Here is a 20,186-nt window from a genome sequence, read left to right as displayed (position 1 = left end):
TCTGGAGGAAGCCCCGATGTTCCTGATCCGCCCTGCCCTTGGCAGCCTCGTGCTGCTCTGTCTGCTGCTCGCCGCCTGCGACCGTCCGGCCGAGGAAGCCGCCGCCCCGCCCGCGCCCAGGGTGCAGGTGGAGACCCTGCACCCCAAGCCCCTGGCCATCGCCAGTGAATTGAGTGGCCGCCTGGTGGCGCCACGGACCGCGGAAGTACGGGCACGGGTCGCCGGCATCGTGCTGCAGCGGGTGTTTCGCGAGGGCAGCGAGGTCAAGGCCGGCGAGGTGCTGTTCCGTATCGATCCGGCGCCGCTGCAAGCCGAGGTGGACAGTGCCACTGCGGCCCTGCGCAAGGCCGAGGCCAGCGCCTTCCAGGCGCGGCGCCTGGCCGAGCGTTATGCGGCACTGGTCGAGAGCGAGGCGATCAGTCGCCAGGAGCAGGACAACGCGCGTGGCGCCAGCCTGCAGGCGGAGGCCGAGGTAGCGGCCGCCCAGGCGGCGCTCAAGCGGGCGCGGCTGAATCTGGGCTATGCCACGGTCACCGCCCCCATCGCCGGGCGCATCGGCAAGGCGCTGGTCACCGAGGGCGCGCTGGTCGGCCAGGGCGATGCCACACCCCTGGCGATCATCCAGCAGCTGGACCCCATCCATGCCGACGTCACCCAGTCGACCCGCCAGCTCAAGGCGCTGCGCGATGCCCTGCGGGACGGCCGGCTGCAGCAGGTGGCGCCGGATCAGGCACGGGTAACGCTGCTGCAGGAGGATGGCAGCCCCTACCCCGAGAGCGGCCGCCTGCTGTTCGCCGATCTCACGGTGGACGCCAACACCGGGCAGATCACCTTGCGCAGCCAGTTTCCCAATCCACGGCGCGACCTCTTGCCGGGCAGCTTCGTGCGGGTACGCTTGGAGCAGGCGCGCCTCGATCAGGGTTTGAGCGTCGCCCAGCAGGCGGTGCAGCGCAGCGTCGATGGCGGGGCCCAGGTCTGGGTGGTGGATGCCGAAAACCAGGTCGCCCTGCGCGAGGTGCGCCTGGGCCCGGTGGTCGAAGGTCGCTGGGTAGTGGAGTCCGGCCTCGCCGCTGGTGAGCGCGTACTGCTCTCCGGTCTGCAACAGGCGCAACCGGGCCTGGTGGTGGAACCCCAGGAAGCCCAGGCCGCCACGGCGGAGGTGCGCTGATGGCCAACTTCTTCATCGACCGCCCGGTGTTCGCCTGGGTGGTAGCGCTGTTCATCCTGCTCGCCGGGCTGCTGGCCATCCCGCAGTTGCCGGTGGCCCAGTACCCCAATGTGGCGCCGCCACAGATCGAGCTGTACCTGACCTATCCGGGCGCCTCGCCGCAGACCCTGGACGAGAGCGTGGTCAGCCTCGTCGAACAGGAACTCAATGGCGTCAATCACCTGCTCTATTTCTCCTCCAGCAGCAGCCAGGGCAGCGCCACCCTGACCGTGACCTTCCAACCCGGTACCGATCCGGAACTGGCCAAGGTGGACATCCAGAATCGCCTCAAAGTGGTGGAGCCGCGCCTGCCGCGGGCGGTCACCCAGCAGGGCATCCAGATCGAGGAGACCTCGGCCGGCTACCTCATGTTCGTCACCCTCTCCGCCACCGACGAGCGCCTCGACACCACCGCCCTGAGCGACTACCTGGCGCGCAACGTGGTCAACGAACTGCGCCGCCTGGACGGCGTGGGCAAGGCCCAGCTGTTCGGTGCCGAGCACGCCCTGCGCGTCTGGCTCGATCCCAGTCGCCTGGTGGCGGTCGGCCTGACCCCGGCGGACGTGACCCGGGCCATCGCCGAGCAGAACGTCCAGGTGGCGGCCGGCAGTATTGGTGAGCTACCGGCCCCCGCTGGCCAGGAACTGACCGCGCCGGTGCTGATCAAGGGCCAGCTCAGCGACCCCACGGACTTCGCCGGCATCCTGCTGCGCGCCGGAGCCGACGGTTCCAGCGTGACCCTGGGCGACGTGGCCCGGATCGAAGTGGGCAGCCAGAGCTACAACTTCGGCACGCGGCTGGACGGCAAGCCTTCGGTGGCGGTGGGGGTGCAGCTGGCACCCACCGCCAACTCCCTGGCCACCGCCCAGGCCGTGCGCGCCAAGCTGGCCGAGCTGTCCCAGTATTTTCCACCCGGGATGAAATACGACATCCCCTACGACACGGCGCCCTTCGTCGAGATCTCCATCACCCAGGTCATCCATACCCTGCTGGAGGCCATGGCGCTGGTGTTCGCGGTGATGTACCTGTTCCTGCAGAACCTGCGCTACACCCTGATCCCGACCCTGGTGGTGCCGGTGGCGCTGCTGGGCACCTGCGCCGTGCTCCTGGCGCTGGGCTATTCGATCAATGTGCTGACCCTGTTCGGCATGGTGCTGGCCATCGGCATCCTGGTGGACGACGCCATCGTGGTGGTGGAGAACGTCGAGCGACTCATGGCCACGGAGGGCCTCGATCCACGTGCGGCCACCCGCAAGGCCATGGGCGAGATCTCCGGCGCCATCGTCGGCATCACCCTGGTGCTGACCGCGGTCTTCGTGCCCATGGCCTTCATGAGCGGCTCGGTCGGCGTCATCTATCGCCAATTCTCGGCGTCCATGGCGGTGGCCATCCTTTTCTCCGCCTTTCTCGCCCTGAGCCTGACCCCGGCGCTGTGCGCCACCCTGCTCAAGCCGATTGCCCAGGGTGCCCATGCCCGCAGCGGCTTCTTCGGCGCCTTCAATCGGGGCTTCGAGCGCCTGACCGGCGGTTTCGAGGGCTGGGTGGCCCGCGCCATCCGCCGCCTGCTGCCCAATCTCCTGCTGTTCGCCGTCCTGCTGGCGGCCCTGGTAGCGCTCTATGGCCGTCTGCCCGGCGCCTTCCTGCCCACCGAGGATCAGGGCTATCTGATCACCGACATCCAGCTGCCGCCCGGGGCCACCCAGGAGCGCACCCTCAAGGTGATCGAGCGCCTGGAGCGCCATTACGCCGAGGAGCCGGGGGTGGCCAACGATCTCGTCCTGCTCGGCTTCAGCTTTTCCGGCAGCGGCCAGAACGCCGCCCTGGCCTTCACCACCCTCCAGGACTGGTCCGCCCGCGGCCCGGCCGATTCCGCTGCGGCCATCGCCGAGCGCGCCAATGCCGCCCTGGCCGGCGAGAGCGAGGCCCAGGGCTTCGCCGTGCTGCCGCCGCCGGTGGAAGGCCTGGGCACCTCCAGCGGTTTCGAGGTGCGCCTGCAGGACAGGTCCAATCGCGGCCAGGCGGCGCTCAAGGCAGCGCGGGATGAATTGCAGGCCAAGCTGGTGGGCAACCCGATCATCGCCTACGTGCGGGAAACGGCCCTGGCCGACAGCGCCCAGGTGCAACTGGTGGTGGATCGCCGCCAGGCCGCCGCCCTGGGAGTGGGTTTCGCCGCCCTCGGCGAGACCCTGGGCACCGCTCTGGGCTCCAGCTACGTCAACGACTTTCCCAATCGCGGACGGATGCAGCAGGTGATCGTCCAGGCCGAACTGGACACCCGCAGCCAGGTGGACGACCTGCTGCGCCTGGAGGTGCGCAATGAGCGCGGGCGCATGGTACCCCTGTCCGCCTTCGTCAGCGCCGACTGGACCCAGGGTGCGGCGCAACTGTCGCGCTACAACGGCTATCCGGCCATCAGCCTGTCCGGCGAGCCGCTGCCCGGTCACACCACCGGCGAGGCCATGGCCGAACTGGAACGCCTGGCCGCGGAGCTGCCACGGGGCTTCGCCCTAGAGTGGACGGCGCTGTCATTGCAGGAACGCCTCTCCGCCGGCCAGGCACCGGTGCTGCTGGGGCTGTCGCTGCTGGTGGTGTTCCTCTGCCTCGCCGCCCTCTACGAGAGCTGGTCGATTCCCACCGCGGTGCTGCTGGTGGTGCCCCTGGGGGTGCTCGGCGCGGTGCTGGCGGTGACCCTGAGGGGCATGCCCAACGATGTCTTCTTCAAGGTCGGCCTGATCACGGTGATCGGCCTGACGGCGAAGAACGCCATCCTGCTCATCGAATTCGCCAAGAGCCTGCACGACGGCAGCATGGACCTGTACCAGGCCACCTGTCGTGCCGCCCGGCTGCGACTGCGCCCCATCGTCATGACTTCGCTGGCCTTCATCCTCGGCGTGGTCCCCCTGGCCCTGGCCACCGGTGCCAGCTCGGCGAGCCAGCAGGCGGTGGGCACCGGGGTGATCGGCGGCATGCTCAGCGCCACCCTGGCACTGGTCTTCGTGCCGGTGTTCTTCGTGCTGGTGCTGCGGGTGGTGGGGCGATTGCGGCGCAATCCGGAGCAGCGTCCTGACTAGATCCGGCCTGCTGTCGCGGATGGCCAGCCTGCGCGGTGGGTCATCCGTCGCGTTTTCCACCGAGACCTACAGCCGCACCCGGTGGACAAGGCTGCGACCCGGTCCAGGCTACGCCCTATCCAAGTCTTACAACCCCAGGTCGCTCAACCCTGGATGATCGTCCGGCCGCCGCCCCTGGGGCCAGTGAAACAGCCGTTCGGCCTCGCTGATCGGCAGGTCGTTGATGCTCGCGTGACGTTCGGCCATCAGGCCCTGGTCGTCGAAGTGCCAGTTCTCGTTGCCATAGGAGCGGTACCACTGGCCGTCTTCATCCCGCCATTCGTAGGCGAAGCGCACGGCGATGCGCGCGCTGTCATGGGCCCACAGCTCCTTGATCAGCCGGTACTCGTGCTCGCGCTGCCACTTGCGGGTGAGAAAGGCCTCGATGGCGGCGCGGCCCTGGAGGAAATCCGAGCGATTACGCCAGCGGCTGTCGGCGGTATAGGCCAGGGCCACCTTGGCCGGATCGCGGCTGTTCCAGCCGTCTTCGGCGGCGCGGACCTTTTGCTGGGCGGACTCCAGGGTAAAGGGAGGAACGGGGGGACGGGCAGCGCTCATGGGGACTCTCCTTGGCAGATGAGGCCCCAGTGTCAGGCCGCAGCGGGAGTGTCACAAGGTCGAACGGCCCACGAATCTGGCCAAGTCGCTCAGACTTCTACCAGGCGATAGTGCAATCCCCGCACCACCGCCTCGACCCGGTTGCGCGCGCCCAGTTTGCGGGCGGCGGAGTTGAGGTGCAGGTTGACCGTGGCGGTGGAGCGGTTGAGGGTCGCGGCGATGCGCTTGGCGGTCAGCCCCTTGGCGGAATACTGCAGGCATTCACGCTCGCGCGGTGTCAGGCGGATCTGGCCGCAGCGCCGCTCGGCAGGCGCGAGCAATTCGTCGGCGCGGGCCTGGAAGGCATGGGCGAGGACCAGAAAGGCGCCTAGACAGGCTTCGCCGGCGGCCTCGGCGTCCGGGGCATCGGCGTCGAGGATGCCGGTCAGGGTGGCGAAGGCACCGCCGGGCAGGTGCAGCGGTACCGTCACCCCGGTGGCGAGGCCGCTGTCACGCACATAGCAGGTGACCGGCCGATGACTGTCACCCAGGTACTCGCGCAGGGCGCTACGGGTTTCGCTGCGAAACGACCAGACGAAGGGTGCCGCGCGCCGGCTGGCGCACTGCTGCACCGGATCGATCTGGTAGTAGCCGCGCTCGCACCAGAAGGCCTGCATGTCCGCCGGGGCGTTGCGCACCTTGAACACCGAGGGCGTGATGAGCACCCCCTCGTGGCTCAGCGGCACCGGGGCGTAGTCATAGATCAGCGCCTTGCAGCCGAGGCGATCAGCGCTGGCCTGCACCGCATCCAGACAGGCGTCGAGCGTGGGCAATCCGACGAGGCGACGGCTGATGGTGAGCAGATCGGCATGCATCTTGGAGCTTCTCCCCTGGATCACGATGGGGAACGCGAAGCAAAGGTTCTGCCAGTCACGCCAGCGCTGCTGCAAACCTAGCACTTTTATGGATGGGGCCAGCGTCCACCCTGGCCTAGAGTCGAGCCTACCCCGCCCCTTCGAGGAAGCCCCCATGACTCAGCACGCTCCGTCCGGCGACAGCGCCGACCTCGCCCGCTTCGGCTACACCCAGGAACTCAAGCGCCAGCTCGGGCTGAAGGATCTGCTGATCTACGGTCTGGTGTTCATGGTGCCCATCGCCCCCTTTTCCATCTTTGGCGGGGTATTCGACGCCAGTCACGGCATGGTGCCCCTCACCTACCTCATCGGCTTCGTCGCCATGCTGTTCACCGCGGTCAGCTACCAGCAGATGTCGCGCGCCTTTCCGGTGGCCGGCTCGGTCTATGCCTACGTCGGCCGCGGCCTGCACCCGGCGCTGGGTTTCCTCGCCGGCTGGGCCATCCTGCTCGACTACCTGCTGGTGCCCACCCTGCTCTATGTGATCGGCGCCAACGCCATGGCCAACGTCATCCCAGCCATTCCCCAGCCGCTGTGGATCGTTTTCTTCGTCGGCCTCAACACCCTGGTCAACCTGCGTGGCATCGAGACCACCGCCCGCGCCAACCGGCTGTTCCTCTATGGCCAGCTGGCGGTGTTGCTGGTGTTCGTGGTGCTGGCGGCCCTGGCCATCAACCGCGGGGTCAACGGCGCCGAATGGACCTTGAAGCCGCTGTACAACCCCCAGGAATTCTCCCTGCCGCTGATCTTCAGCGCCCTGTCGGTGGCGGTGTTGTCCTTTCTCGGCTTCGACGCCATCTCCACCCTCTCCGAAGAGACCCGCGGCGGTAGCCGCGTGGTGGGTCGCGCCACCCTGCTGGCCCTGACCCTGGTGGCCATGCTGTTCATGGTGCAGACCTGGCTGGCCGCCCTGCTGCAACCCAACCTGATCCAGTACCCCGACGCCGATGCCTCGAACAACGCCTTCTACGAGATCGGCCGACTGATCGCCGGCCCCTGGCTGCAGGTGGTGATCGCCCTGGCGGTGGCCATCGGTGCCGCCATCGCCAATGCACTGGTGGCCCAGGCCGCCACCTCCCGGCTGCTGTTCGCCATGGCCCGCGACCGCCAGCTGCCGCAGTTCCTGCGCCAGATCCATCCCACCACCCGGGTGCCGCAGCGCGCCATCCTGCTGGTGGCGGCCCTGAGTCTGGTGCTAGGACTGTTCTTTGTCGGCCAGATCAACCTGCTCGCCTCCATGTGCAACTTCGGTGCGCTGACTGCCTTCCTGCTCCTGCATGTGGCAGTGGCCTGGCATCACCGCGGCGCCGGTCGCCCGCTGCTGTACGCCCTGGTCCCGCTGGTCGGCTTCATCGTCCTCGCCTATGTGCTGTTCAACGCCGACATCTACGCCAAGGTCGGCGGCAGCTGCTGGATGCTGCTGGGTCTGGCCGTGCTGGCCTTTCTCAAACTCAGCGGTCGGACCACGGAATTCAAGGCCAATGACGCCGTCCACTAGGCATTGCCCGCCCGCGGAGGCTTCCGATGATCAAGACCCTGCACAGCCAGCACTGCCATTGCGGCTGGGATCACAGCCTCGCCCCGGCGCTGGAGGTCGCGCCGGGCGAGACGGTGAGCTTTGCCTGCCGTGACGCGGCGGACGGCCACTTCCACGCCCACTCCAGCGCCGCCGACGTCGCCACCCTGCCCTTCGAGCGGGTCAATCCGGTCTGCGGTCCGCTGTGGATCGAGGGTGCCGAGCCCGGTGATGTACTCAGGGTGACGCTGGACAGCTTCACCCCCAGCGGCTTTGGCTGGACCGCCAACATACCCGGCTTCGGCCTGCTCGCCGACCAGTTTCCGGACCCGGTGCTGCAGCTCTGGCATTACGACCGCAGCGGGCAGACATCGGCCGCCTTCGGCGAGCTAGCGCGGGTCCCGCTCAAGCCTTTCGCCGGCACCCTGGGGGTGGCTCCTGCTGCGCCAGGTCTGCACTCGGTGGTGCCACCGCGGCGGGTGGGCGGCAACCTGGACATCCGCGACCTGGCCGCCGGCACCAGCCTCTACCTGCCGGTGGAGGTAGCCGGGGCGCTGTTTTCCATCGGCGATACCCATGCTGCCCAGGGCGATGGTGAGGTCTGCGGCACCGCCATCGAGACCGCCATGGCGGTTACCGCGACCTTCGAGCTGATCAAGCAGCAACCGCTGGCCATGCCGCGCTTCAGCACCCCGGGGCCGGTCACCCGCCACCTGGACGGCGCGGGTTACGAGGTCTTCACCGGCGTCGGGCCGGACCTGCTGGCTGCGGCGCGCATGGCCGTCAGCGGCGCCATCGACTGGCTTGGGCAGACCCGCAACCTGCCGGCGGAACAGGCCTATCTGCTCTGTTCGGTCTGTGGCGACCTGCGCATCAGCGAGATCGTCGACGTGCCCAACTGGGTGGTTGGCTTCTATTTCCCGCGGATCGTGTTCGAATAGTCTGGCGCCCGCCGTGGCAACGTCCCCCACAGCGAGGCGATGACGATCAGCAGGCCGCCCAGCCAGCCCCAAAGGCCCAGGCGTTCGTCCAGCCAGAAGCTGGCGAACAGCGCGCCGAACAGCGGCTCGGCGCCCATCAGCAGGGCGACGCGGGTGGCGCTGGTGCGGCCCAGGGCATAGTTCTGGGCGAGAAAGGCGCCCAGGGTGCAGAACAGCACCAGGTAGCCGGTGGCGAGCCAGAAGCCTGGCTGTATGGGCAGCGGCGCCAGACCCGGGCCCAGGGCGAACAGCAGCAGACAGGCCAGGCCCACCACGCCGGTCTGCACTGCGGTCAGCGCCAGGGCTGGCACCGGAGCACTGGCCTGCTGCAGACGCCGTCGCACCACACAGACGTTGACCGCTCGTAGCACGGCCGCCAGCAGGATCAGGCCGTCCCCCAGGTTGAAGCTCAGGGTCACCCCACGGGTCAGCAGCCCGGCGCCCGCCACCGCCAGCGCCGCGGCGCCCAGGGCACGGGCCTCGGGGCGCTGGCCGAGCAGCCACCATTCGGCGAAGGGGGTCAGGGCCACGCAGAGGCTGATGAGAAAGGCGGCGTTGCTGGCGCTGGTCAGGGCCACGCCATAGGTCTCGGCGAGAAAGATCGCCAATAGCAACAGACCGGTCGGTATTCCTGGTCGCCAGGCCCGTCGGCCCTTGCCCCTCAGGGTGGGCAGCAACAGCGCCGCGGTGAGGCAGAAACGCAGCGCCAGGTAGCCCAGCACCGGATAGAGCACCACGGCGTCCTTGACCACGGCATAGCTGGTCCCCCAGACCAAAGCAGTGGCGAGCAGCAGGCCTTCGGCGAGGCCGAAGGTGGGGCGTTGCGACATGACGGTTTCTCCTTGGACAGGCCGCCAGTGTGCCCGCCCTAGGTAGGCACCATAAGCCCGTTCGCGTGCATAGCTCTTGTTCCGCTGGGGAAGCAATGACAGTCTTCCCGGCCCCATTGCTTCCCATGGATTCCGGCATGGACCTTCTGCGCGCCCTTCCCCTGTTGCCCTGCATGGTCGCCTTCGCCAAGGTGGTGGAGACCGGCAGCTTCACCGCCGCCGCCCGGCTGCTGGACGCCACGCCCTCGGCGGTCAGTCGCCAGGTCGCACGGCTGGAACGGGAGTTGGGGGTACGCCTGTTGCAGCGCACCACCCGCCAGCTGCGCCTGAGCGAGGCCGGCCGCGAGGTGCTTGGCCACTGCCGCCAACTGCTAGCCGCCGCCGGCGCGGCACTGGACAGCGGCCTGCAGCACCGCGAAGAACCTCGCGGCCAGGTGCGGCTGGCGGTGCCCAAGGCGGTTGGCTACCGGCTGATAGCGCCGCTGCTGCCGGACTTCTTCCAGCGCTATCCTGAAGTGGATCTGCAACTGCGCCTGGACGACCGCCCGCTGGACCCCATCGCCGACGACCAGGATCTGCTGGTGCGCATCACCGAGCAGCCGCCTGCCGGCTTCGTCGCCCGACCGCTGCGGGAGATGGACTTCGTGCTCTGCGCCAGCCCGGCTTATCTAAAAGGGCGCGGCACGCCGCAGCAGCCCCAGGCACTGGCCGAACACGATTGCCTGTACCTGGGCGAAACTCCGGGCGACCAGCGCTGGCAACTGCGCCGCGGCGACCGGGTGGAAAGCGTGACGGTGCGCGGCCGCCTGGCCTGCAATCACAGCGGCGTGCGCCTGGAAGCCACCCTCGCCGACCTCGGCATCGCCTGCCTGCCGGCCTTTGCCGCCGAAGCCGGTCTGGCCGACGGCAGCCTGCTGCGGGTACTGCCCGACTGGCAATACCTCGGTCCCTACCAGGGCACCGCCTGGCTGCTCTATCCACCGGATCGCCAGCTGCCGGCAGCGGTCAGGGTGCTGGTGGATTTTCTGCTGGAGCGGTTATCCGGCGCTGGAGCAAGCCGATAACGGTCCTTTCCGATAGCTCTACTCAATCCGTTCATTTTGCTTTGCAATAGGGATCATCCCCTGGCGCAGCCAGGACTCCCAATCGCCATGAGGTTCCTCGCAGGATGCAAGTCGAACAATTCGTATCCGGCCATTGGCTGCAGCAGTATCAATACAAGAGCTTTTCCCCTGTTCCGATCAACTGCGAATGGCAATGGCTGGATCCCCAACTCAATACCCTTCTGGAGCGAGCCTCTCGCTCACTGGCGGAATTGAATGCACTTTCCCTGATGGTGCCAGACGTGGATCTCTTCATCCGCATGCACATTGCCAAGGAAGCCAATACCTCCAGTCGTATCGAAGGGACCCAAACGCAGATGGACGAAGCCATCATGCGTCGGGAACAAGTCGCACCCGAAAAGCGCGACGACTGGCAGGAGGTGCAGAACTACATCGAGGCCATCAACACGGCAGTATCCGACCTGGAGCATTTGCCGCTATCCATTCGCCTGCTCAAACAGACCCATGCAGTGTTGATGCAGGGCGTACGCGGCGCGCACAAGCTACCTGGTGAATTTCGCAGCTCGCAAAACTGGATTGGGGGCAGCAACCTGAACAACGCTGTCTTCGTGCCCCCTCACCCCGATCAGGTCGCTGAGCTGATGGGTGATCTGGAGAAGTTCTGGCACAACGAGCAGATCCTGGTACCCGATCTCATACGTATTGCACTGAGCCACTACCAGTTCGAGACCATCCACCCTTTCCTGGACGGCAACGGTCGAATCGGTCGTTTGCTGATCACGCTTTACCTGGTAGACAAAGGCTTGCTGCATAAGCCCGCGCTGTACCTGTCCGACTTCTTCGAACGCAATCGCGGCGCCTACTATGACGCCTTGACGGTGGTCCGCAGCTCCAACGACCTGCTCCATTGGCTACGTTTCTTTCTGACAGCCGTTGCCGAGACCGCCACCAGCAGCAAGAACACCTTCATGGAAATCATGGCGCTACGCCAGGGTGTCGAGCATCAAATCCTCGCCCTGGGTGGTCGTGCGGAAAATGCCAAGCGTCTACTGCTGTATCTGTACCAGCGCCCCATGCTCAGTGTGAACGAAGCAGCCGAGCATCTGGGCGTTACCCACCAGAGCGCTAATATTCTGATTCGTAAGCTCGAAGAGCTAGGCGTATTGGTCGAGACAACAGGTTATGGCCGCAATCGCCTGTTCCTCTTCGAGCGCTATTTCCGCCTGTTCATGCGCTGATGTCCTGCTCTTACATAGGAGTTCCCATATGTAAAAGAAGAGGTTTTTTCTTACATATGGGAACGCCTATGTAAGGCATCAAGCCAGGACTGCCACCGACTTGAGCTGCGCCCAGACCCGACTGCCCGGCTGCAGTGACAGGCGCTCCAGCGAATAGCGGGTGATCCGCGCCAGCAGCGCCGTGCCGCCCAGGTCCAGGCGCACCAGCACCTGGGCCGATGAGCGGGTCGGGGCGATCTCGGCGACGGTGGCCGGCAGCACATTGAGGATGCTGCTGTGCTGGCGTTCCAGGCTCAGGCTGACGTCTCGCGCCAGTACCTTGATGCGTAGCGCCTGCCCGGACGGCAGCGGCGCATGGGCCAGCAACACGCGCTGCTCGCCCGGCAGGCCCAGACTGAGCAGGCCGTAGTCCGGGTCATGGCCGAGCACCCGCCCTTCCAGCACCACCCCGGCGTCTTCGGCCAGGGCGATGGGCAGGTCGAGGCGCGCCAGCACCCCGCTGGTCGGCCCGCTGGCCAGCACCCGGCCCCGCTCCAGCAGCACCAGGTGATCGGCCAGCCGCGCCACCTCGTCGGGGGCGTGGCTGACATAGAGGATCGGCAGCGCCAGCTCTCGGGTCAGGCGTTCCAGGTAGGGCAGGATCTCGGCCTTGCGCTCGGCGTCCAGCGCCGCCAGGGGCTCGTCCATGAGCAGGAGGCGCGGACTGGTCAGCAACGCTCGGGCGATGCCGACCCGCTGGCGTTCGCCGCCAGACAGGCGCGCCGGCATGCGCGAAAGCAGTCCTTCGATGCCCAGCAGCTCGACGATCTGTTCCAGCGCCAGCCGCCGGTCGCCCGGTACCACCCGCCTCCAGCCGAATAGTAGGTTGCGACGCACGTCCAGGTGCTCGAACAGATTGGCATCCTGGAAGACATAACCCAGGGCACGCCGATGCGGCGGCAGGAACAGCCCGCGCTCGCTGTCCTGCCAGGTCTCGCCGGCCACCACCAGGCGCCCGCGGGCCGCGGGTTCGAGGCCGGCCACGCACCTCAGGCAGCTGGTCTTGCCCGAGCCCGAGGGGCCGAACAGTGCGGTGACACCGCTGCTGGGCAGGGCGAGGTCCACATCCAGCGTGAAGCCCGGGTGTGAGAGTTCGAATCTCGCCGTCAGACTCATACTCATGTCCAGGCCGACCGCCCACGGCGCCCATAGAGCAGCAGCAGGATCACGAATGAGAAGGCCAGCATGCCGCCGGCCAGCAGGTGCGCCTGGGGATATTCCATGGCTTCCACGTGATTGAAGATCTGGGTAGAGACCACCTGGGTGCGCCCGGGGATGTTGCCGCCGATCATCAGCACCACGCCGAATTCGCCCACGGTATGGGCGAAGCCGAGGATGGCGGCGGTGACGAAGCCCGGCCGCGCCAGCGGCAGCACCACATGGAAGAAGGTATCCAAGGGGCCGGCCCTGAGGGTAGCCGCCGCTTCCAGAGGACGTGGACCGATGGCCTCAAAGGCGTTCTGCAGCGGCTGCACCACGAAGGGCAGCGAATAGAACAGCGAACCCACCACCAGCCCGGCGAAGGTGAAGGGCAACCGACCCAGGCCCAGCGCTTCGGTCAACTGCCCCACCCAGCCTTCCGGCCCCATGGCCAGCAGCAGGTAGAAGCCGATCACCGTGGGCGGCAAGACCAGCGGCAGGGCCACCAGGGCGCCGACGGGCCCCTTGAGCCGGGAGCGGGTGCGCGTCAGCCACCAGGCGAGGGGCGTGCCCAGCACCAGCAGCAGCAGCGTGGTCACGCTGGCCAGTTCCAGGGTCAGGCGGATCGCCGCCCAGTCCGCCGCGCTCAGCGTCATGAAATCACTGCCGATAGCCGTAGGCCTTGAGCACCGCGGCCGCCTGGGGTCCCTTGAGATAGGCCAGTAGCGCCTTGGCCGCCGGCTGCTCCTGGCCCTTGTCCAGCAATACGGCGTCTTGGCGGATCGGCTCATAGAGCGCGACCGGCACGATCCAGGCCGAGCCTTCCTTGATCTTGCCATCCTGGTAGATCTGCGACAGAGCGACGAAGCCCAGCTCGGCATTGCCGGTGGCGACGAACTGGTAGGTCTGGGTGATGTTCTGGCCTTCCACCCGCTTGGCCGCCACCGCCTCGGTCAGGCCCAGCTTGGCCAGCACCTGGGTGGCGGCCAGGCCATAGGGCGCGGTCTTGGGATTGGCCACGGCCAGGTGGGTGAAGGCGTTCCGCTTGAGTACCGCGCCCTCGCCGTCCACATAGCCAGGCTTGGGCGACCAGAGCGCCAAGGTGCCGATGGCAAAGGTGAAGCGCGAGCCCTTGACCGCCGCGCCCTCGCTTTCCAGCTTGGCCGGAGTGGTGTCATCGGCAGAGAGAAAGACCGCGAAGGGCGCGCCGTTCCTGATCTGGGTATAGAGCTGGCCGGTGGCGCCGCTGGAAATCACCAGCTGATGACCGGTGTCCCGGGTGAACTGCTCGCCGATGGCCTTGAGCGGCGCGCTGAAATTGGCGGCCACGGCCACCTGGACCTCGTCGGCTAGGGCGGGGGTGGCCAGGGCCGCGGTGAGCAGCAGCAGCGACAGGCGGGAACGGCTAGACAGCATCGGGTTTTCTCCATCAGGGGTTGGGCGTGAGGCTGACAGCACTGAAAACAACGTTCAGGCCTCCCGCAGCAACGAGACAAAAGAAAACGCCGCTGGGTTTCCCCAGCGGCGTTTCGGCGGACGCTTACGCCAGCTTCTTGTACTTGACCCGCTTGGGCTGGGCCGCGGCCTCGCCCAGGCGCTTCTTGCGATCGGCTTCGTACTCGGTGTAGTTGCCTTCGAAGAACACCACGTTGGAGTCGTCCTCGTAGGAGAGGATGTGGGTGGCGATGCGGTCGAGGAACCAGCGGTCGTGGGAGATCACGATGGCCGCGCCGGGGAAGTCCAGCAGGGCGTCTTCCAGGGCCCGCAGGGTTTCCACGTCCAGGTCGTTGGAGGGTTCGTCCAGCAGCAGCACGTTGCCGCCCTGCTTGAGGGTCAGCGCCAGGTGCAGACGCCCGCGCTCACCGCCGGAGAGGTCCTTGACGAACTTCTGCTGGTCGGCGCCCTTGAAGTTGAAGCGACCCACGTAGCTGCGCGAGGGCACCTCGTAGTTGCCGATCTTGATCACGTCGGAGCCGTCGGAGACCTGCTCCCAGACGGTCTTGGTGTCGGACAGGTTCTCGCGGCTCTGGTCGACGCTGGCCAGTTGCACGGTGTCACCGATCTCGATGCTGCCCGCGTCCGGCTGCTCCTTGCCCATGATCATGCGGAACAGGGTCGACTTGCCAGCGCCGTTGCCGCCGATGACGCCGACGATGGCGCCCTTGGGCACCACGAAGCTCAGGTCGTCGATCAGCAGGCGATCGCCATAGCCCTTGCTGACGTTCTTGAATTCGATGACCTTGTCGCCCAGCCGCTGACCGGCAGGGATATAGATCTCGTTGGTCTCACTGCGCTTCTGGAATTCCTGGGACTGCATTTCCTCGAAGCGCTGCAGACGGGCCTTGGACTTGGACTGGCGGGCCTTGGCGCCGGAGCGCACCCATTCCAGTTCGGCCTTCATGGCCTTGGCGTGGGCGGCTTCCTGCTTGGCTTCCTGGGTCAGGCGCGCGGCCTTGGATTCCAGCCAGCCGGAGTAGTTGCCCTCGAAGGGGATGCCCTGGCCGCGGTCCAGTTCCAGGATCCAGCCGGCGACGTTGTCGAGGAAGTAGCGGTCGTGGGTGATGGCCACCACGGTGCCGGGGAAGTCGTGGAGGAAATGCTCCAGCCAGGCCACCGAGTCGGCGTCCAGGTGGTTGGTGGGTTCGTCCAGCAGCAGCATGTCGGGGGCCGACAGCAGCAGGCGGCACAGCGCCACGCGGCGCTTCTCGCCACCGGAGAGCACACCGACCTTGGCGTCCCAGGCCGGCAGGCGCAGGGCGTCGGCGGCGACTTCCAGCTGGCGCTCCAGGTTGTGGCCGTCGGCGGCCTGGAGGATGGCTTCCAGCTTGGCCTGCTCGGCGGCCAGGGCGTCGAAGTCGGCATCCGGCTCGGCGTAGGCGGCATAGACCTCGTCCAGGCGGGCCTGAGCCTGCTTGATCTGACCGACCGCTTCCTCGACCACCTCACGAACCGTCTGCTCGGGATCAAGTTTCGGTTCCTGCGGCAGATAACCCACATTGATACCGGGCATCGGCCGCGCTTCACCTTCGATCTCGGTATCGACGCCGGCCATGATGCGCAGCAGCGTCGACTTGCCCGCGCCGTTCAGACCGAGCACGCCGATCTTGGCGCCGGGAAAGAACGACAGGGAGATGTTCTTGAGGATTTCACGCTTGGGCGGCACGACCTTGCCGACCCGGTGCATGGTGTAGACGTATTGAGCCATGGGAGAACCTTGGGACCGGAATGAAAAACAGGGGACACAGTATGGCGTCAGCAGCGAACGCTGTCGAAACCCCGCGCGACGAAAGCGCCGGCGCTGATCACGCGGAAAAAACCGGCGGAGACACCGTCCGGTCCCTTATCATAGGCCATCCCTGCCCCGCGGAACCGGGCGCAGCCGAACGGCCATCGCCTCTGCAGGAACGCAGTCCGTCGTGAATAGCCCGCCCTCCTCGCTGCCGGAAGAGCCGCTCGCCCCCTCCTCGCGACGCCTGACCCGCGGTCTGCTGATCCTTTCGCTGCTGGCCATGCTGGCCCTGATGTTCTGGCAGGCCTTCGCCAGCGTGGCCGAGCGCGAGGCCCTGCGTCGCGAACAGCTGGAAGGCCTGACCCGGCAACTGGCCAACACCGTCGAATTCGGGCTGGCGCTCAAGGCCCAGGCCGTGCGCAGCACCCTGCGCTGGTCGCTGGATCCGACCCTGCCGCTGGCGCCCAATCTGCTGCTCAGCCTCAAGGACTTCTTTCCCGGCCTGCAACAGGTGCGCTGGCTGCCGGCCAATGCCAACCTGCGCGCCGCGCGCCTGGGTGATACGCCGGACGCCGCCTTCATCCAGCAACTGATCGCCCGCAGCGGTCAGGCCGACTTCCGCTACGGCTACAACGCCGAGGCCAGCGCCGCGCCCCTCTATGTGCTGCTGGCCGGCGATCCTCAACTGCAGGACGGCTGGTGGGTGCTGACCAGCGCGCCCCTGCTCGAATCCCTGTGGCGGCCGAGCCGGGTGCCATCGGGCCTCGACTGGCGCCTGGAGGATCGCACCCAGGGCACCCTGCTGTTCCGCGTCGGCGCGACCCCGGCGGCGAGCGGCATCGACGAGGTCCGCCAGGAGCTGGCCTACAGCAACTGGCAGGTGGTGGGTACCCACCCCAACGAAGACGTGGGCGCCACGTTGCTGGGCGCCTCCTTCGGCCGCCTGGCGCTGTTCAGCCTGTCCGGCCTGGTGGCCGCCATTCTGCTCTACCTGCTGCTGCGCGAAGACCAGGGCCTGCGTGCCCTCACCCTCGCCTCGCGGCGTGGCTTGCGCCTGGCGGGCACCGCCCTGAACGGCATCGAGGAAGCCGTTTGCATGACCCAGGCCGATGGCCGCCTGGTCCATGTCAACGCCACGGCCGGCCGTCTGCTGGGCATCGCCCCCGACGACGCCCAGCAGTATGTCCTCGCCAGTCTATTGCCCCCGTTGGTTGCCCTGACGCCCGCCGAGCGGGACAGTGGTGCCCTGATCAGCCTGACGGTGGAGGGGCAGCCACGCCGTTTCACGGTCAGTTGCCATGCCCTGGCGGATAGCCAGCCCAGCGCCCGGCTCCTGCGTGACCGTACCCAGACCCAGGACGGTTTCGTCTGGGTACTGCGCGACGTCACCGACCAGCAGCGCAACCTGGACACCATCCAGACCACCCGCCAGCGCTATGAGAACATCTTCAACGGGGTGCACACCGGCATCTGCGTGGTCGATCTGAGCGCCATCTGGCCCCGCATGCGCGACCTGGGGCTGGAGCGCCCCGAGCAACTGGCGGAGTTGTTCGCCCGCCAGCCCGATGTGCTGGATACCCTGGGTCGCCAGGTACGCATCACCGAGATCAACCAGCGCGCCCTGGAAATGCTCGGCATCGAGCACCTCGACCAGGCCTGGGCGCGGCTGGTAGGTGACTCCCACGTCCAGCTCGGTGGCAAGCGCTACCGCCTGCTGGCCGGCCTGCTCTCCGGCCAGCAGGTACTGGAACTCGAGACCTGCATCAGCACCGCCGAGGGCGAACGGCACCTCTGGCTGACCATGCACCTGCCAGCCGACCCCAGGCACCTCGACGCGACCCTGCTCAGCCTCAACGACATCACCCAGCGCAAGCTCGGCGAATTGCGCCTGCTCGAGCGCGACAGCTTCTGGTCGAATCTGATCAGCGCCATCCCCGACACCCTCTACACCTATGACGTGGCCAGCGGCGAACTGACCTACGAGAGTCGTTCACTGGCCCTCAAGCTCGGCTATCCGCCGGAGGCCTTCGCCAGCCTCGGTCGCGCGCGCCTGCACCCGGATGACCTCGAACTGCACGAGCGGGTGGTGAGCATGCGCCCGACGCTCTCCGACCAGCCCAGCAGCAGTCTCTTGCGCTGGCAGCACCGCAACGGCGGTTGGCGCTGGTTCGACGTGCGCGAGCAGCGCCTTGCCCGTGCGGCGAACGGCACCGCGGCGAGCGTGGTCGGGCTGGCCCTGGATGTCACCGATATGGTGCGGGCCAGCGAGCGCCTGCGCGAAAGCGAGAATCGCTACCGGCAGCTGGCGGAAAGCATCAGCGACGTCATCTTCACCACCGACGCCCAGCTGGTGCTCAACTACATCAGTCCCTCGGTGGAGGAATTGCTCGGCTATCCCGTCGGTGAGCTGCAACAGCGCACCCTGGCCGAACTGGTGGTGCACTCGCGCCAGTGGCAGGAGGTCCGGCGCACCCTGCAACGGCTGCTGCGCAGCCTCGACAATCCACGCGCCCTGGCCGAGTTGCGCCGCGAGCACTTCGCGCCCCTGGTGCTGGACTGCCTGCACGCCCAGGGGCATACCCTGCAGATCGAGCTGCGCCTCAAGCCGCTGTGGGACGACCACGAGCGCTTCGCCGGCCTACTCGGCATCTGCCGCGACATCTCCGCCCAGCGCCGCACGGACAAGGACATGCGCATGGCGGCCACGGTGTTCGACCACTCGGCCGGCGCCATCCTGGTCACCGATCCGGCGGGCTACATCGTGCGGGTCAACCGCACCTTCACCCGCATCACCGGCTTCAGCCCCGAAGAGGTGTTCGACCAGCAACCCATGATGCTCTGCGCCGACAAGCAGGAAGCCAACCAGCTGCAGCACGTGATGCAGCAGCTGCGCACCGAGGAGAGCTGGGAAGGCGAACTCTGGCAGCGCCGGCACGACAACGAGCCCTACCCCTCCTGGGTCGGCATCACCGCCATCCGCGACGACGACGGCGACCTGATGAGCTATGTCTGCTTCTTCGTCGACATCAGCGAGCGCAAGGCCAGCGAAAGACGCATCCACCGCCTGGCCTACTATGACGCCCTGACCCTGCTGCCCAACCGCACCCTGTTCCAGGATCGCCTGCACAACGCCCTGCAGCAGAGCCGCCACAACGGCAGCTGGGTGGTGCTGATGTTCCTCGACCTCGACCGCTTCAAGCCGATCAACGACAGCCTCGGCCACGCCGCCGGCGACCGCCTGCTCAAGGAGGTGGCCATGCGCCTGACCGCCTGCGTCGGCACCGAAGACAGCGTGGCGCGCATGGGGGGCGACGAATTCACCCTGCTGCTTTCCGGCCTGGAAACCCGCGAGGCCGCCCTGGCCCAGGCGATCCGCGTCGGCGAGCTGATCCTTACCCAGCTGGCCGAAGCCTTCATCCTCGAAGGCCGCGAATTCTTCGTCTCCGCCAGCATCGGTATCGCCCTGTCGCCCCAGGACGGTAGCGAGCTCAGCCAGCTGATGAAGAACGCCGACACGGCCATGTACCACGCCAAGGAGATGGGCAAGAACAACTTCCAGTTCTACCAGGCCGAGATGAACGCCCGCGCGCTGGAACGCCTGGAACTGGAAGCCGATCTGCGCCATGCCCTCCTGCAGGGGGAGTTCCGCCTGCACTACCAGCCGCAGTATCGCTGCGACACCCGCCGCCTGACCGGGGTCGAGGCCCTGCTGCGCTGGGAGCACCCGGTGCGCGGCCACGTCTCGCCGGCGGAATTCATCCCGGTGCTGGAGGAGATCGGCCTGGTGGTCCAGGTGGGCGACTGGGTGATCCGCGAGGCCTGCCGGCAGATGCGCGAATGGCACGCCGCCAAGGTGCGCATCCCCAAGGTCTCGGTGAACCTGTCCGCCCGCCAGTTCAGCGATGGCCAGCTCGGCCAGCGCATCGCCGCCATCCTCGCCGAGACCGGTCTGGCACCGGCCTGCCTGGAAGTGGAATTGACCGAGAGCATCCTGATGCGCGACGTCGGCGAAGCCCTGCAACTGCTCGGCGAACTCAAGGGCCTGGGGCTGTGCATCGCGGTGGACGACTTCGGTACCGGCTACTCGTCGCTCAACTACCTCAAGCAGTTCCCCATCGACATCCTCAAGATCGACCGCAGCTTCGTCGACGGCCTGCCCCACGGCGAGCAGGATGCCCAGATCGCCCGGGCCATCATCGCCATGGCCCACAGCCTCAACCTCTCGGTGATCGCCGAAGGGGTGGAAGAGCAGGAGCAGCTGGACTTCCTCTGCACCCATGGCTGCGACGAGGTCCAGGGTTTCCTCTTCGATCGCCCCTTGCCGCCGGACCTGCTGCGCCAGCGCCTGGAACGTCAGGGTCTGTTTCCCGTGCTGACATGAG

At 67.2% G+C, this 20,186-nt stretch carries 14 protein-coding genes; 7 read left to right on the top strand and 7 right to left on the bottom strand.

Annotation, left to right across the window (positions count from 1 at the left end; genetic code table 11):
• The first annotated feature begins 16 nt into the window (after positions 1-16).
• Together LRS53_RS19045 and LRS53_RS19040 are read left to right on the top strand one after the other, a co-directional pair.
• Positions 17-1,168, top strand: coding sequence for an efflux RND transporter periplasmic adaptor subunit (locus LRS53_RS19045; RefSeq protein ID WP_231356958.1), 1,152 nt, complete (start codon positions 17-19; stop codon positions 1,166-1,168).
• Positions 1,168-4,278, top strand: coding sequence for a multidrug efflux RND transporter permease subunit (locus tag LRS53_RS19040; RefSeq protein WP_231356957.1), 3,111 nt, complete (start codon positions 1,168-1,170; stop codon positions 4,276-4,278). Before LRS53_RS19045 ends, LRS53_RS19040 begins: the two co-directional genes overlap by 1 nt.
• 126 nt (positions 4,279-4,404) lie before the next feature.
• Here LRS53_RS19040 and LRS53_RS19035 read toward each other — a convergent pair whose 3' ends face one another.
• Both LRS53_RS19035 and LRS53_RS19030 read right to left on the bottom strand, forming a co-directional pair.
• A complete protein-coding gene (locus LRS53_RS19035; protein WP_231356956.1) occupies positions 4,405-4,875 on the bottom strand; it encodes a nuclear transport factor 2 family protein in 471 nt (156 codons plus the stop codon).
• 89 nt (positions 4,876-4,964) lie between these two features.
• Positions 4,965-5,729: a LuxR family transcriptional regulator gene (locus LRS53_RS19030; protein WP_068382936.1), complete on the bottom strand. Its 765-nt coding sequence runs from the start codon at positions 5,727-5,729 to the stop codon at positions 4,965-4,967.
• A 154-nt stretch (positions 5,730-5,883) separates the two neighbouring features.
• Between LRS53_RS19030 and LRS53_RS19025 the strand changes: the two genes are divergently transcribed.
• Both LRS53_RS19025 and LRS53_RS19020 read left to right on the top strand, forming a co-directional pair.
• On the top strand, positions 5,884-7,266 hold the full coding sequence (locus tag LRS53_RS19025) for an APC family permease (RefSeq protein WP_231356955.1): 1,383 nt from the start codon (positions 5,884-5,886) through the stop codon (positions 7,264-7,266).
• 26 nt (positions 7,267-7,292) lie between these two features.
• Complete coding sequence (locus LRS53_RS19020) at positions 7,293-8,225, top strand: acetamidase/formamidase family protein (RefSeq protein WP_231356954.1); 933 nt, start codon at positions 7,293-7,295, stop codon at positions 8,223-8,225.
• On the opposite strand, the gene LRS53_RS19015 is transcribed toward LRS53_RS19020, so the two are convergent.
• The gene (locus LRS53_RS19015; protein WP_231356953.1) at positions 8,198-9,094 is read right to left on the bottom strand and encodes a DMT family transporter; all 897 of its coding nucleotides are present in this window, start codon (positions 9,092-9,094) and stop codon (positions 8,198-8,200) included. The genes LRS53_RS19020 and LRS53_RS19015 overlap by 28 nt on opposite strands.
• Positions 9,095-9,231: 137 nt before the next feature.
• On the opposite strand from LRS53_RS19015, the gene LRS53_RS19010 reads away from it, so the two are divergent.
• Together LRS53_RS19010 and LRS53_RS19005 are read left to right on the top strand one after the other, a co-directional pair.
• Positions 9,232-10,158, top strand: a complete 927-nt coding sequence (locus LRS53_RS19010) for a LysR family transcriptional regulator (RefSeq protein WP_231356952.1) — start codon at positions 9,232-9,234, stop codon at positions 10,156-10,158.
• Positions 10,159-10,262: 104 nt separating this feature from the next.
• Complete coding sequence (locus LRS53_RS19005; RefSeq protein ID WP_231356951.1) at positions 10,263-11,396, top strand: Fic family protein; 1,134 nt, start codon at positions 10,263-10,265, stop codon at positions 11,394-11,396.
• Between the two features lie 78 nt (positions 11,397-11,474).
• Here the strand turns inward: LRS53_RS19005 and modC are convergent, their stop codons facing one another.
• The 4 genes from modC to ettA all read right to left on the bottom strand — a co-directional run bounded on the left by modC (position 11,475) and on the right by ettA (position 15,780).
• Positions 11,475-12,551 (bottom strand): molybdenum ABC transporter ATP-binding protein, encoded by a 1,077-nt coding sequence (gene modC / locus LRS53_RS19000; protein ID WP_231356950.1) that lies wholly within the window; start codon positions 12,549-12,551, stop codon positions 11,475-11,477.
• 2 nt (positions 12,552-12,553) lie between these two features.
• Positions 12,554-13,231, bottom strand: coding sequence for a molybdate ABC transporter permease subunit (gene modB / locus LRS53_RS18995; protein WP_093254087.1), 678 nt, complete (start codon positions 13,229-13,231; stop codon positions 12,554-12,556).
• A 4-nt stretch (positions 13,232-13,235) separates the two neighbouring features.
• Complete coding sequence (modA, locus tag LRS53_RS18990) at positions 13,236-13,991, bottom strand: molybdate ABC transporter substrate-binding protein (protein ID WP_231356949.1); 756 nt, start codon at positions 13,989-13,991, stop codon at positions 13,236-13,238.
• Positions 13,992-14,115: 124 nt separating this feature from the next.
• On the bottom strand, positions 14,116-15,780 hold the full coding sequence (gene ettA, locus LRS53_RS18985) for an energy-dependent translational throttle protein EttA (RefSeq protein ID WP_017639072.1): 1,665 nt from the start codon (positions 15,778-15,780) through the stop codon (positions 14,116-14,118).
• Between the two features lie 211 nt (positions 15,781-15,991).
• Between ettA and LRS53_RS18980 the strand changes: the two genes are divergently transcribed.
• A complete protein-coding gene (locus LRS53_RS18980; RefSeq protein WP_231356948.1) occupies positions 15,992-20,185 on the top strand; it encodes an EAL domain-containing protein in 4,194 nt (1,397 codons plus the stop codon).
• The last annotated feature ends 1 nt before the right edge of the window (position 20,186 follow it).

This window comes from Pseudomonas sp. PLB05 (assembly GCF_021106615.1).
GTDB lineage: Bacteria > Pseudomonadota > Gammaproteobacteria > Pseudomonadales > Pseudomonadaceae > Chryseomonas > Chryseomonas benzopyrenica.
This window is presented reverse-complemented; position numbering and strand designations above follow the sequence as displayed.

Coding starts and splice junctions, on each gene's coding strand:
- LRS53_RS19045 (WP_231356958.1), top strand. CDS start 17: ATGTTCCTGATCCGCCCTGCCCTTGGCAGCCTCGTGCTGCTCTGTCTG.
- LRS53_RS19040 (WP_231356957.1), top strand. CDS start 1,168: ATGGCCAACTTCTTCATCGACCGCCCGGTGTTCGCCTGGGTGGTAGCG.
- LRS53_RS19035 (WP_231356956.1), bottom strand. CDS start 4,875: ATGAGCGCTGCCCGTCCCCCCGTTCCTCCCTTTACCCTGGAGTCCGCC.
- LRS53_RS19030 (WP_068382936.1), bottom strand. CDS start 5,729: ATGCATGCCGATCTGCTCACCATCAGCCGTCGCCTCGTCGGATTGCCC.
- LRS53_RS19025 (WP_231356955.1), top strand. CDS start 5,884: ATGACTCAGCACGCTCCGTCCGGCGACAGCGCCGACCTCGCCCGCTTC.
- LRS53_RS19020 (WP_231356954.1), top strand. CDS start 7,293: ATGATCAAGACCCTGCACAGCCAGCACTGCCATTGCGGCTGGGATCAC.
- LRS53_RS19015 (WP_231356953.1), bottom strand. CDS start 9,094: ATGTCGCAACGCCCCACCTTCGGCCTCGCCGAAGGCCTGCTGCTCGCC.
- LRS53_RS19010 (WP_231356952.1), top strand. CDS start 9,232: ATGGACCTTCTGCGCGCCCTTCCCCTGTTGCCCTGCATGGTCGCCTTC.
- LRS53_RS19005 (WP_231356951.1), top strand. CDS start 10,263: ATGCAAGTCGAACAATTCGTATCCGGCCATTGGCTGCAGCAGTATCAA.
- modC (WP_231356950.1), bottom strand. CDS start 12,551: ATGAGTCTGACGGCGAGATTCGAACTCTCACACCCGGGCTTCACGCTG.
- modB (WP_093254087.1), bottom strand. CDS start 13,231: ATGACGCTGAGCGCGGCGGACTGGGCGGCGATCCGCCTGACCCTGGAA.
- modA (WP_231356949.1), bottom strand. CDS start 13,991: ATGCTGTCTAGCCGTTCCCGCCTGTCGCTGCTGCTGCTCACCGCGGCC.
- ettA (WP_017639072.1), bottom strand. CDS start 15,780: ATGGCTCAATACGTCTACACCATGCACCGGGTCGGCAAGGTCGTGCCG.